Origin of the sequence: Pelagibacterium nitratireducens, assembly GCF_037044555.1 — a bacterium.
GTDB classification, from domain to species: Bacteria; Pseudomonadota; Alphaproteobacteria; order Rhizobiales; family Devosiaceae; genus Pelagibacterium; species Pelagibacterium nitratireducens.
The window spans coordinates 2,800,636-2,812,817 of sequence record NZ_CP146275.1 but is presented as its reverse complement, the minus strand read 5'-3'; the positions used below and the strand labels follow the sequence as shown (position 1 = coordinate 2,812,817).

Below are 12,182 nucleotides of genomic sequence, written 5' to 3'. Positions count from 1 at the left end.
TTTGTGATCCTTTCAAAGCCTTGAAACTTAACAGAGTCTAGTGGAGATCAATGCGAAGGGTGGATCGCATCGTTGAGATACATGGAGGTCAGCACGGCAAAGACATAAGCCTGAACCGCCGACACCATGAATTCGAGAGCTGTGAGCGCCACGCCCATGATGAGCGGCAGCACGGCACCTGCGATGCCTACGGCCCCCAGGGACGCAAGCGAAACGACAAAGCCGGTGAACACCTTGAGCGTGATGTGGCCGGCCAGCATGTTGCCGAACAGACGAACCGAGAGCGAAATCGGACGCGAGAGGAACGAGATGACCTCGATCGGCGTCACGATGGGAATGATATAGCCCGGCACGCCCGAAGGCACGAAAAGTTTGAGGAATTTAGGACCGTTCTTGATGAACCCGTAGGCCACCACAACGGTCATTACCAGCATCGCCAGTGCGAAGGTCACGATGATCTGGCTCGTGAATGTATAGAAATATGGGATCATGCCGAACATGTTCCCGATAAAGATAAACGTGAACAGCGAGAACACGAAGGGGAAGAATTTCATCCCTTCCGAACCCGCGCCACTTCGCACCATATTAGCCACGAATTCGTACGCCATCTCACTGGTCAGCTGCCAGCGGTTGGGAACAAGCCCACGTCCGCGCGTCGACAGGATCAGATAGGCGCAGATCGTGATGGTGGTCAGCACCATAAACAGCGAGGAATTCGTAAACGAGAGCGTGATGCCGCTCCCCTCGGTGCCGTCGCCGCCGATGGTCCCGAAGGTGAAGATGTCATAGATGACAAATTGGTGAATCGGATCGTTCGCCAAGGTTCTAAAGCCCCTATCTCGCCCTTCAGTCCACACTATCCGCATCATCAGATGCGGTTTTATCTGCATTCAGCTCTGCCACTACACGAGTGACATTCACAATTCCAGCGGCAAAGCCCACCATGAACATGATGAGCAGCGCCCAAGGGCTGGTCCCTGCGAAAAAATCGATCAGGTATCCAATACCCGACCCCACAAGGATAGCCGCAACAAACTCGGCGCCAATGCGCAAACCACGCGCCAGCGTCGACATGTCGCCCTGCCGGGATGCTTGCTGACTGCCATTGGCAGCCGCGCGCGCTTCCTGAGCCTTCCTGATCCGCGCCGCCAGTTCGGATGTCTCCGATTGACGCGGGGAGGTCCCGTTTCCAGCCGGTTTGTCGTCGGGATTGGTCACTTCAAAACCACCGCTCCAGCCCAGCCGGACACCCGGCAAGAGGGTGCCTTCAAAGTCGCGCGCACCATAGTTGCGGCTCCCCGAGGTGTCAAGCTGCGGTAGTTGTCAAAAAAACACAGAAAATCAAATGCTTAACCGATATGCGAGGGGGTGCGGCATCCCGTCAACTCTTCCATTGTGGTAAGACAATGACGAGGCGGGGGATTCTTCCTATGGGTCAGGCTGCGGCGGCGAACCCCAACAGGCCGCCAACGATTGCGATGTCGGTCATCAACTCGCCTCGAGAAAGGTTTCGGCGGTGCGCAGATCGACGGACACGAGCTGGCTGACCCCGCGTTCGGGCATGGTGACCCCGAACAGCCGATCCATGCGCGCCATTGTGATGGGGTTGTGGGTAATGACTACGAAACGTGTATCGGTGCGCTGGCGCATCGATTCCAGAAGGTTACAGAACCGCTCCACATTGGCATCGTCGAGCGGCGCGTCCACCTCGTCGAGCACGCAGATGGGCGCTGGGTTGGTCAGGAACACCGCAAAGATCAGGCTCATTGCGGTCAGCGCCTGCTCACCGCCCGAAAGCAGCGTCATGGTCTGAGGTTTCTTGCCCGGCGGCTTGGCGATGATCTCGAGTCCCGCCTGCAGCGGATCGTCGCTTTCAACGAATGTCAGTTCCGCCGTGCCACCACCGAACAATGTGGTGAACAGGTCGCGGAAATGGGTGTTGACCTTTTCGAATGCTTCGTTGAGCCGGGCACGACCCTCGCGGTTGAGGTTGGAAATGCCGGTGCGCAGCTTGGCGATCGCTGCGATCAGATCCTCGCGGTCGGCCACCATCTTGTCGAGCTTGTCCTGAACCTCCTCGGCCTCCTGCTCGGCCATAAGGTTAACCCCACCCAGCCGTTCGCGCTCGGCCTTGAGCCGATCGACCCGGGCCTCGGTGGCTGCCTCTTCGGGCAGGGCAGCTTCGGGCCTGATCCCGGCGGCCTCTGCTGTCCGGTCTGCGGAAATTCCCAGTGTTTCTGCGATCTGGCGCTCGATCTGCTGGCGGGTTGCGATGTTGCCCTTGAGCCGCTCTTCCACGCGCGCCATTTCAGCGCGGGTGTCGGCCAGCCCCTCGGCAGCCAGCCGCGCGGCCTTGTCTGCCTCGCGAAATGCGCTTTGGGCTTCGTTCAACTTGTCCGAAGCCCGCTTGCGGGCATATTCTGCGTCTTCAATCTGGTCTTCGAGTTCGGCACGCTTGAGATCGAACGCGTCAGGTGTCGCGTTAAGCTCCGAGATCTGTGCTTCGATTTCGCCCTTGCGGCGCTCGAGCGTTTCGATCTGGCTTTGCGCGCCGGCCCGTCGCCGTTGCCAGCTTTCCAGCTCCTGCCCGATTCGCGATAGCCGCGAAGTGCGCATCTGCGAGGCGCTTTCGAACCCGGCCAGCCGCACCCGCGCCTGCTCGGCGGCTTCGCGCAGATTGGCCAGTGCCCGTTGGCGCGTCTCGGCCTCACGCACTGCATCGCCCTCGGCCCCCAGTTCTTCCAGCGCCGCCTGGGCCTCCTCGGCGATGGCCACCGCCTCGGCGAGATTGTCCTCGATCCGCGCCTGCGATTCAGATAGTGCGCTGCGCCGTGCGGCCAATTCTGCCAGATTTTTCTGGGCCGAATCGACGCCGGCCTGTGCCGTTGCAATGCCGCGCTGCGCCTCCCGCCAGGCGCTGCGCCGTGCCGTTTCAGCCTCGCGGGCGGTCTCGACCCGTGTCCGCAGATTGGAGATTTTGCTCTGCGCCTCGTTCCGCGCACCGCGCAGCCCGGTGATTTCGCTGTCGAGTTCGGCAAGCCGGTTGCGTTGGGCGAGCCTTTGCGCCGCCGCGCTGGGGGCGTCGGGCTTGGCGACGAATCCATCCCAGCGCCACAACCCGCCATCGGCGCTGACCAGCCGCTGCCCGGGCTTGAGCAGGGCCATCAGCCGTTCGCCGTCCTCTGCGCTATCGACAATTCCGATCTGGTCGAGACGGCGCTTGAGCAAAGGCGTGCCCGAAACCTGGCTCGACAACGCGACCACGCCGTCGGGCAGCGCCGGATCATCTGGTCCCGCACTTTCGGTCCAGTAGAGCGGGGCTGCATTGTCGTCGGAAGCCTCCAGATCGTCGCCCAGCGCCGCCCCGAGCGCCGTTTCCATCCCCGGCGCCACCCGCAGCGCATCGACAATGGCCGGCCACAGCGAACCGCCATCGACGTTGAGCACGCGGGCCAGCGTTTCCGCCTCGCTTTCGAGCCGGTTGAGTCTGCCTTCGATATCGGCCAGTTGCGGCTGGGCCCCTTCAAACGCCGCGACCGCCTCGGTGGTTTCGATCTCGGCCGTTTCCACCTCCGCCTCTGCGATGGCGGATGCTTCCAGAATCTCGTCGAGCCTCGCCTGGCGCTCGCCAACCGTGTGATCTGCCGCAAGACTCTCTTGGAGGGCCGCTACATCGCGGGCAATGTCGGACTGCTGGGCTTGCAGCCTGCCAACGCGCTGGCTGGCCTCTTCGGCGGCTCTGGTGGCCTGCGCGCGTTGAGCGCGTATCGCGGCAACCGCGTCTGCCGCCGAGCGGGCCGCGGCTTCGGCCTCATCGAGCGCTGCGCGGGCCTCGTCAGCCTGCGCACGAGCCATTTCACTCGCTTCACTTTCCGCTTCCGCCGCTTCGGCCAACTCGAGCCGTTCGCCTTCGAGCGTCTCGATCAACCCCTCGCTGTCCCCGATCAGCGCCGTCTCGCGTGCAATGTCGGTATCGATCTGTTTGAGCCGGTCATCGAGTTCGGCCCGCCGCGAATTGGCGCGTCGCAATTCGTCCTCGAGCTGGCTGCGCAGGATGGTCAGCCGCTGCAACGCCGCCCCCGCCGCCGCATCGGCATCGCGCAACGGCTGGAGTTCGGCATCCATTGCCTCGACAAGCTTTTTTGCCTGATGTTCGAGGTGCGACGCGTCGGCCAGCTGGCTGACAAGCCGGCCCTGCTGGGCTTCGCTCTCTTTCTCGGCATAGCGGGTCTTGACCCAGCGAATATGATAGAGCGTGGCCTCGGCCCGCCGTATGTCGCCTGAAAGAGCCCTGTAGCGTGTCGCTTGCCGTGCCTGACGCTTGAGCGTTTCAAGCTGCACCTCGACCTGGGCAATGATGTCGTCGACCCGCTCAAGGTTCTGTTCGGCAGCCCGCAAACGCAACTCGGCTTCGTGCCGGCGCGAATGCAGGCCCGAAATCCCCGCAGCCTCTTCCAGCAGCGCCCTGCGCTGGGTTGGCTTGGCGGCAATAAGCTCGCCGATCTGGCCCTGCCGCACAAGGGCAGGGGAATGTGCCCCGGTCGAAGCGTCGGCAAACATCAACTGCACATCGCGCGCCCGCACGTCGCGCCCGTTTATGCGATAGACCGAACCCTGCTCGCGCTCGATGCGCCGGGAAATCTCTATGGTGTCGGCCGTGTTGAAGGCCTGCGGCGCCGTGCGGTCGGAATTGTCGAGAACGACGGTGACTTCCGCCGAGTTGCGGGCCGGACGGTTGCCCGAGCCCGAAAAAATGACGTCATCCATCCCCGAGGCACGCATGGCCTTGTATGAGCTTTCGCCCATCACCCAGCGCAGGGCCTCGACGAGGTTGGATTTGCCGCATCCATTCGGTCCCACGACCCCGGTGATTCCGGGTTCGAGAACCAGTTCGACAGGGTCGGTGAAGGATTTGAAGCCTAGGAGCTTGAGGCGCGAAAATTTCATTCCGCGCCTCGAAAAAGGGCGGAGCTAGAGGCGATTCTCGATTTCGGCGGAAAGCCCTGCATAATCGGGTGTGCCCTCGAACCTGTCCCCATTGATGTAGAAAGTCGGCGTGCCCTGCAGCCCGAAGTCGTTGAGCGCCTGCTCGCGGGTCGCTTCGATAGCAGCCAACATTTCCTGGTCGGTCAAGACTTCCTCGAACCTTTCCTGTGTAAACCCGAATTGTTCGGCGACTTCGAAGATCGCCTGACGTGGGTTTTCACTCGCAGCCCACACCGTCTGGGTGTCGAAATAGGCCGCGATGACCTCGTTGTACTGCTCACCTGACGCTTCGGCGACCATGAACACGGCGAGATCGAGCACGTTGCGGCGGAAGGGGCGCTGGATGAAGCGGATCTTGCCGGTCTCGATGTATTCTTCTTCCAGTTGGGGGAGAGCACCGGCGTGGAAGGCGGCGCAGTGCGGGCAGGTGGGAGAAATATATTCGACCACAGTCACGCTCGCATCGACGCCGCCCATCGGGCGGTCGGCCAGGGGGGGATTGTTGATCGCGTCGCCATTGATCGGTTCGATTGCCGATCCGTCGTAAAGTGCGACATCGCCACTGGCCTCGGGCTCGGCGTCGTTGACGACATTGGCCGTGACTTCAGCCTCGGCACTGGAGTCGCTGCATCCGTAGATGAGGGTGGCAAGTCCGACACTGGACCCGGCGATCAGCAGACTTCTGCGATTGAGCGACAATGGTTTGCTCCTTAATGTCTCAACAAATTACGGCGCACACTACACGGGGCGAATCCGGCGGCAAGGGGGCAAGACGTTCACATGCCGGTGAAATCGGCCTAAAATCGCCCGGCCAGCCGCTTTATCAGCTTCGTTTCCCCAAAACGCCGCGCCCCAGTTTCTCCAGCGCTTCGCGCAGTCCATCGTCCTCGATGGTGCCCGTTTGCGCCTTTATGCTGTCAATGGCAGCGCGGGGCAACGTCTTTGGAGGCTCGGAGCGTTTGGTTTCGGCCACCAACGGCATGGGCGAGAGGCGAACCGAGCCAACGATCAGATAGCCGAAATAGCGGTTTATGGCAGCGGCGATGGCCTGCCCTTCATGGGTCAGCGCCAATCCGTGGCCTTCAAGACACCGCAAATGCAATATCGCCCCTTCGGGATCGGGACGGTCGCGGCGCGGCCACACCAGCTTGTCGGGCATGGAAATCTTGTCCCAGGGCGGTGGCGCAATGGTTTGCCAATGGGCGATCAGATCGCGCCCCGCAAATCCGCGCTTTTTCAGCGCCGGATCGAGTGTCTTGCCGATCATGTCGCCCAGTTGCACCGTGCGGTTGCTGCGCTTTGGCGGTGGAGATTTGCTGGCCATGCTTGCGCCAATGTCCTTTGGCTCTGTAGGTGTTCCATTATGGCCCAGACCGCTTCCACGCAACACTCCGAAATTGCCGCCATCGATGCAGGCGCCGTACTTGACTGGTACGATCGGCATGCGCGCGATCTTCCCTGGCGTGTCTCGCCCGCCGATCGGGCTAGGGGAATAAGGCCCAACCCTTACTTCGTCTGGCTGAGCGAAATCATGCTCCAGCAAACAACCATCGCCGCTGTGCGCAAATATTTCGCGGCTTTCACGAGCCTCTGGCCCACAGTCGAGAACCTCGCCGCCGCTCCGCTCGATGATGTGCTCGTGCAATGGGCCGGGCTGGGCTATTATGCCCGCGCACGCAATCTTCATGCCTGCGCCGTTGCCGTCGTCGACCAGCATGGCGGCGTGTTTCCCTCGACCGCCGCCGCCCTGCGCGATCTGCCCGGCATCGGCGATTACACCAGCGCCGCCATCGCCGCCATCTGCCATGACGAAGTCGTCGCGGTGGTGGATGGCAATGTCGATCGCGTGGTCGCCCGCTATGTCGCCCTTCCCAGCCCCGTGCGTGAGGAAAAACCTCTGGTGCGCGCCACGGTGCAGCAGGCGGTGCCCAAGCGGGCGGGCGATTTTGCCCAGGCCATGATGGATCTGGGCGCCACCATCTGCGCCCCGCGCCGCGCAAATTGCCTTTTGTGTCCACTTGAACCAGCCTGCCTTGGGACAAAAACCGGAGATCCTCTGGCTTTCCCGGTGCCGCCGGCAAAAGTCGAAAAGCCCCATCGGCACGGCCATGCTTTCGTTATCCGCCATCCCGAGGGCAAGGTTTTTCTGCGCCAGCGCGGGCCAAAGGGCATGCTCGCCAAAATGACCGAAACGCCCGGCAGCCCGTGGAGCGATACCGAAACCGCCGCCACCTTTCCCTTTGCCGGAGATTGGCGCGCCGCTGGAGAGGTCAACCACACCTTTACTCATTTCCACCTGACACTGACCGTCTGGTCGGTCACCGCCGACACCCCCCTCGATGAGGGCTGGTGGGCCGAGGAGACGATGCTGGACCGCGAAGCCTTGCCCAGCCTGTTCCGCAAGGTGCTTAAGACTTCGGGCCTTGAATAGCGGCACCCGCAGTGGTGCGCGCCGTGAGACAGAAAAAACCAAAAAAAGCCCCCGGCAAAACCGGGGGCCAGAATGCCTGACTGATTGGAGGTCGAAATCAGGCAGAAAGCTTGTCGAGCGAAGCGCGTATGCGCTCACGAAGCGTATCGAGGGGCGCCAGTTTGCTACCATCCTCATAGTGCCAGAAGGTCCAGCCGTTGCAGGCTTCAAAGCCCTGAACGAGAGCGCCGACCCTGTGGATTGACCCACTCTTGTCGTCGCTGACCAGTGAACCGTCGACACGAACCACTGCACTATAACGCCTTGCGGCGTCGAAAAGTTTCGTGCCCGGCGCGATCAATCCCTGTTCAATCAGCGAACCGAACGGAATGCGCGGCGCAGAGCGCTTGGGCACAGTGGTTTCAATGGCATTCAAATCGTGCGGTTTGATGGCGGCAATGCGTTTCAAAGCTGCATTTATATAGGCGTTTTCGCGTTCGATGCCGATGAAGTGCCGCCCCAGTTTCTTGGCCACGGCACCCGTCGTGCCCGTGCCGAAAAACGGATCGAGCACCACATCGCCCGGCTTGGTCGTGGCCATCAGCACGCGATAGAGCAACGCTTCGGGTTTTTGGGTCGGATGAACCTTTTCGTCATTGGCATCCTTGAGCCGCTCGCTGCCCGTACAGATGGGAAACAGCCAGTCGGACCGCATCTGCGTATCGTCATTGGAGAGTTTGAGCGCCTCATAATTGAAGGTCGGGCGGCTCTTCTGGCTGCGCGATGCCCAGATCAGCGTTTCATGCGCGTTGGTAAACCGCGTGCCGCGGAAATTGGGCATCGGGTTGGCCTTGCGCCATACCACGTCGTTGAGCATCCAGAAGCCCAGATCCTGCAGCGCTGCGCCCACCCGAAAAATATTGTGGTACGAGCCGATCACCCAGATCGCGCCATTGGGTTTCAAAATCCGGCGGGCCGCCGCCATCCAGGCCCGGGTGAAGGCGTCGTAATGAGCAAAGCTCTCGAACTTGTCCCATTCGTCGTCGACAGCATCGACCTTGGACTGGTCGGGGCGGGTCAGGCCCTCTTCGAGCTGCAGATTATAGGGGGGGTCGGCAAAGATCAGGTCCACCGAGGCTTCGGGAAGCGCATTCATGTGCGCGATGCTGTCACCAACCAGGATCGTGTCGATGGGGAGGTGGCTTTCTTCAAGCCCCGGCGCGCGTTTCCGCGCCGCTGAACCTGTACGCAACATACTGATAACCCTAACGCAAAACTAACACGCCATTTCTACAGCGTTGGGGTTAAGCGGCGCCTAAATGTTAGGGTTAACTTGGGGTTAAGGCCAATCAGCGCCGCGCCGCGAGCACCGGCGCAAAGCTCATCCGATGCATCTCGCAAGGGCCGTGCGTGGCCAGCGCCTCAAGGTGCAGCGCGGTGCCATAGCCCTTGTGCTGGCCGAAGCGGTAGTGCGGGAGCCCGCTATCCATGATCTGGCACATCCGGTCGCGTACGACTTTGGCAATGATCGACGCTGCCGCAATCGAGAGCGATTTTCCGTCACCGCCGATCACGAACTGTCCCGTGCACGAAAGGCCTTCTGGCACGTCGCGACCGTCGATCAGCGCCAGGTTGGGCCGGACGGGCAGGGCATCGAGCGCTCGGCACATGGCCCATAGGGTGGCGCCGCGAATGTTGAGCCTGTCGATCACCTCGACCGGTGCCGCGCAGAAACCCACCTGCGATGTCGCCACGATCTGGGCAAACAGCGCTTCGCGCCTGTCTTCGGTGAGTTTTTTGGAATCATTGAGCCCTTGAGGGATCGCCTCCGGATCGAGAATGACAGCGGCAGCGACGACCGGTCCCGCCAGTGGCCCGCGCCCGGCCTCGTCGATCCCGGCGACCGTCGCATGGCCTTCGGCCAGCGCAGCGGCTTCCAGCGCATAGCTGGGCGCCTCGACGACGATTGTTTTCGAATCACTTTTGGGCATGGTTCGAACCAACCCGATTTTCGCGGCCCGATAAAGCCCTTTCACTCGGCGCGGGTCGTCACCCATTGGCGCCGCCAGTCCGGCGCTGCGAAGGGTTCAGGCCAGTATTCGGTGATCCTTACGATCCGGTCGTCGGCGCATTCGAAAATCGAGACGGCGAAGGCTTTTGCGGTGCCATCGGAAACCTCGGTCTCGGTGATCGCATGCCCACCCGCGCCAATCACCCGCTTGACCTTGAAACTCCATTTTCCATGAGACGGGTAGTTTTCGTTGATCGCAACAAAATCGTCCGCTGAGCCGATCACTTCACCCGACTGCGGCCAGATGATTTCGATATTGCCGGCAAACAGCCCGGCGGCGAGCGCCCATTGGTTGGTGCCCATCCGCCACCAGAATTCCTGTGCCAGCGTTGCCGCGTCTGTCACCCGTTCTCTCCTCGCTCACCTGAAAACGCAGGACATTCCACTCCATAACACTTCGATTTTGGCCTTGGTTCCCGGCCCGTCCGCAATGCCGAACAGGTTTTCGCCGCCAAACTCATGGCCCAGCGTCGATTCAAACGTCTCCACGGGCCCCGCCACCGCCTCGATACCGATCACCGGTGCGCCGATGGTCAGGCCGTTGGCAAAACTGGCCGAACTTTCGGCCGACGCCGACCAGCCGACAAACGTCTCGTCCTGAAAATGGAGGGTCACGCCATTGCCGAACCGCGCGAAATCGATCGGGCCGGCACCGCACTCTTCCATCCGTCCCTGCTCAAGAGCCCCGCCCCACAGTTTTATGGCCGATTTCACCGTGTCGGTCCGGCTGGTCACATCCATCCCGATATGAACGGAGTCATAGGCCGTTTCCGCATCCAGCCCGCCGGGCGCCAGATAGAGAGTCGGGCTCTCCTGTGCCCACCCCACCCCCATCGGCATGGCCAACACAACCATCCACGCCAGTCGCCTTCCAGCCATTTCCGATGATCCTTTACTCGGGATCGTTCGATCCTATCAGAACAGGCTCAGTTGCGCTGTCTCCTTTTGCGGGTGCGCAAAAAGGTCGGTTCGCAACGGCATTGAATCCTCCTCCAACCCGAGCCGGGCAGCGGCCTTTTCAAACCGTTGCTGCATCAACACGGCATAAGGCCCCTCGCCGGTAAAGCGCGACCCGAACCTGGGATCGTTGTCGCGCCCGTCGCGATAGTCGCGTACCAGGTTCATCACGTGCTTGACCTTGTCGGGGTAGGTCTTGAGCAGCCACTCGCGGAAAATATCACGCACTTCGCCGGGCAGACGCAGAAGGATCATCGAAGCCGTCGTTGCCCCCTGCGCCTTACCCGCATCGAGAATGCGTTCAAGCTCATGATCGTTGACCGCCGGGATCATCGGTGCCGCCATGATCCGGGTCGGAATGCCGGACTCGGACAGCAGCTTGATGGCCTCGAGACGCCGTGAGGGCGTCGAAGCCCTTGGCTCCATGAAGCGCGACAGCCTGTGATCCATCGAGGTTACCGAAATGCCGACCGAAACCAGTCCCAGCTTGTTGAGCTTGGTCAGAATATCGAGATCGCGCACGATCAGCGCCGATTTGGTGACGATGGTCACCGGATGTTTCGCTTCCAGCAACACCTTGAGCACCGAGCGCATGATCTTGTATTTGCGCTCCAGCGGCTGATAGGGGTCGGTGTTGGTGCCGATGGCGATGGGTTTCGGCTTGTAGCGCGGATTGGCCAGTTCGGCCCGCAGCAATTCGGCGGCGTTGACCTTCACATAGATGTCGCGCTCGAAATCGATCCCCGCCGAATGGCCGAGATAGGCGTGGGTCGGCCGCGCAAAGCAATATGAACAGCCGTGCTCACATCCGCGATAGGGATTGATCGAGCGGTCGAACCCGATATCGGGTGAAACATTGCGCGTGATGATCGATTTGGCGCGTTCGATATGCTCACGCGTCTCGAACCCTTCCTCGGGTTCCGGCTCCCAGCCATCGGCAAACATCTCGCGCTTGTGCGCTTCGAACCGCCCGCTTTCATTGCTCGCCGCACCGCGCCCGCGCAGCTTTGGCGTCTCCAGCATGGGGCGGCTCAAAAGGTCGACGTCGCGCGTGCCGAACAGGCGGCGGCGCGCTTCGCTGTGGCTTACATTGGGTCCTGTTTCGGCCATGGCCGGCGCTCCCATCGGAAAGATACAGGAACAAGCCGAATCGCGGCCCGTCCGTTCCATTAACCCTAGCGAAAGGAATGGAACGAAACAAGAACAAAGATGATTGGAGCGCCCTACTCGGCGAGGCGCGGCATCACTTCGATAAAATTGCAGGGCACGTGCCGGCTGTCGAACTGGTATTTCAGGATCGCCTCCCACGCATCCCGGCATGCCCCGCGCGATCCCGGCAGGCAAAAGACGAACGTGGTGCCGATAAGTCCGGCGGTGGCCCGCGACTGGATCGATGAGGTGCCAATGGTCGTGGCCGAATACTGGTGAAACAACACCGAAAACCCGTCCATGCGCTTGTCGAACAAAGGCTCCACGGCCTCCGGGGTTACATCACGCCCCGAAAAGCCCGTTCCGCCGGTCGTCAGCACCACATCGATGCCGTCTTCATCCACCCAGGCCTTGACCTGATCGGCGATGGCCGCCTTGTCATCGGTGACCACCGACCGCTCGAACACCCGATGCCCCGCGCCCTCGATCATCTCCTTGAGCAGTGCGCCTGATGTGTCCGTTTCGAGCGTGCGGGTGTCCGAAACCGCCAGGATGGCGAAGGTAACGGGCACGAAGGCATGACTGTCGTCGATCTTGTAGGGAAACATC

Annotated in this window: 12 protein-coding genes; 1 reads left to right on the top strand and 11 read right to left on the bottom strand. The window is 61.4% G+C overall.

Going from position 1 to position 12,182, the window contains the following annotated elements; translation table 11 throughout:
• Nucleotides 1-47 precede the first annotated feature (47 nt).
• From V6617_RS13885 to V6617_RS13865, 5 genes are all read right to left on the bottom strand, one after another.
• On the bottom strand, nucleotides 48-821 hold the full coding sequence (locus V6617_RS13885) for a F0F1 ATP synthase subunit A (RefSeq protein WP_264225147.1): 774 nt from the start codon (nucleotides 819-821) through the stop codon (nucleotides 48-50).
• Nucleotides 822-846: 25 nt separating this feature from the next.
• Nucleotides 847-1,218 (bottom strand): AtpZ/AtpI family protein, encoded by a 372-nt coding sequence (locus tag V6617_RS13880; protein WP_338607554.1) that lies wholly within the window; start codon nucleotides 1,216-1,218, stop codon nucleotides 847-849.
• A 270-nt stretch (nucleotides 1,219-1,488) separates the two neighbouring features.
• On the bottom strand, nucleotides 1,489-4,947 hold the full coding sequence (locus tag V6617_RS13875) for a chromosome segregation SMC family protein (RefSeq protein ID WP_338607553.1): 3,459 nt from the start codon (nucleotides 4,945-4,947) through the stop codon (nucleotides 1,489-1,491).
• Nucleotides 4,948-4,971: 24 nt separating this feature from the next.
• Nucleotides 4,972-5,685 carry a DsbA family protein gene (locus V6617_RS13870; protein ID WP_338607552.1) on the bottom strand — a complete coding sequence of 238 codons (714 nt, stop codon included), beginning with the start codon at nucleotides 5,683-5,685 and terminating at the stop codon, nucleotides 4,972-4,974.
• Between the two features lie 124 nt (nucleotides 5,686-5,809).
• The gene (locus V6617_RS13865) at nucleotides 5,810-6,310 is read right to left on the bottom strand and encodes a hypothetical protein (RefSeq protein ID WP_338607551.1); all 501 of its coding nucleotides are present in this window, start codon (nucleotides 6,308-6,310) and stop codon (nucleotides 5,810-5,812) included.
• A gap of 39 nt (nucleotides 6,311-6,349) precedes the next feature.
• Between V6617_RS13865 and V6617_RS13860 the strand changes: the two genes are divergently transcribed.
• Complete coding sequence (locus V6617_RS13860; RefSeq protein ID WP_338607550.1) at nucleotides 6,350-7,417, top strand: A/G-specific adenine glycosylase; 1,068 nt, start codon at nucleotides 6,350-6,352, stop codon at nucleotides 7,415-7,417.
• A 97-nt stretch (nucleotides 7,418-7,514) separates the two neighbouring features.
• Here the strand turns inward: V6617_RS13860 and V6617_RS13855 are convergent, their stop codons facing one another.
• From V6617_RS13855 to moaB, 6 genes are all read right to left on the bottom strand, one after another.
• Complete coding sequence (locus V6617_RS13855) at nucleotides 7,515-8,651, bottom strand: site-specific DNA-methyltransferase (protein ID WP_338607549.1); 1,137 nt, start codon at nucleotides 8,649-8,651, stop codon at nucleotides 7,515-7,517.
• A 94-nt stretch (nucleotides 8,652-8,745) separates the two neighbouring features.
• Nucleotides 8,746-9,387 carry a ribonuclease HII gene (locus tag V6617_RS13850; protein WP_338607548.1) on the bottom strand — a complete coding sequence of 214 codons (642 nt, stop codon included), beginning with the start codon at nucleotides 9,385-9,387 and terminating at the stop codon, nucleotides 8,746-8,748.
• Nucleotides 9,388-9,428: 41 nt separating this feature from the next.
• A complete protein-coding gene (locus V6617_RS13845; protein ID WP_338607547.1) occupies nucleotides 9,429-9,812 on the bottom strand; it encodes a nuclear transport factor 2 family protein in 384 nt (127 codons plus the stop codon).
• A gap of 15 nt (nucleotides 9,813-9,827) precedes the next feature.
• The gene (locus tag V6617_RS13840) at nucleotides 9,828-10,346 is read right to left on the bottom strand and encodes a hypothetical protein (RefSeq protein WP_338607546.1); all 519 of its coding nucleotides are present in this window, start codon (nucleotides 10,344-10,346) and stop codon (nucleotides 9,828-9,830) included.
• 36 nt (nucleotides 10,347-10,382) lie between these two features.
• Nucleotides 10,383-11,447 carry a PA0069 family radical SAM protein gene (locus V6617_RS13835; protein WP_338610728.1) on the bottom strand — a complete coding sequence of 355 codons (1,065 nt, stop codon included), beginning with the start codon at nucleotides 11,445-11,447 and terminating at the stop codon, nucleotides 10,383-10,385.
• A gap of 200 nt (nucleotides 11,448-11,647) precedes the next feature.
• Complete coding sequence (gene moaB / locus V6617_RS13830; RefSeq protein ID WP_338607545.1) at nucleotides 11,648-12,181, bottom strand: molybdenum cofactor biosynthesis protein B; 534 nt, start codon at nucleotides 12,179-12,181, stop codon at nucleotides 11,648-11,650.
• Between the last annotated feature and the right edge of the window lies 1 nt (nucleotide 12,182).

What these genes read in the sequence shown, in the direction of transcription:
- V6617_RS13865 (WP_338607551.1), bottom strand. Translation starts at nt 6,310, where the DNA reads ATGGCCAGCAAATCTCCACCGCCAAAGCGCAGCAACCGCACGGTGCAA.
- moaB (WP_338607545.1), bottom strand. Translation starts at nt 12,181, where the DNA reads ATGTTTCCCTACAAGATCGACGACAGTCATGCCTTCGTGCCCGTTACC.
- V6617_RS13835 (WP_338610728.1), bottom strand. Translation starts at nt 11,447, where the DNA reads ATGCTGGAGACGCCAAAGCTGCGCGGGCGCGGTGCGGCGAGCAATGAA.
- V6617_RS13855 (WP_338607549.1), bottom strand. Translation starts at nt 8,651, where the DNA reads ATGTTGCGTACAGGTTCAGCGGCGCGGAAACGCGCGCCGGGGCTTGAA.
- V6617_RS13875 (WP_338607553.1), bottom strand. Translation starts at nt 4,947, where the DNA reads ATGAAATTTTCGCGCCTCAAGCTCCTAGGCTTCAAATCCTTCACCGAC.
- V6617_RS13860 (WP_338607550.1), top strand. Translation starts at nt 6,350, where the DNA reads ATGGCCCAGACCGCTTCCACGCAACACTCCGAAATTGCCGCCATCGAT.
- V6617_RS13850 (WP_338607548.1), bottom strand. Translation starts at nt 9,387, where the DNA reads ATGCCCAAAAGTGATTCGAAAACAATCGTCGTCGAGGCGCCCAGCTAT.
- V6617_RS13840 (WP_338607546.1), bottom strand. Translation starts at nt 10,346, where the DNA reads ATGGCTGGAAGGCGACTGGCGTGGATGGTTGTGTTGGCCATGCCGATG.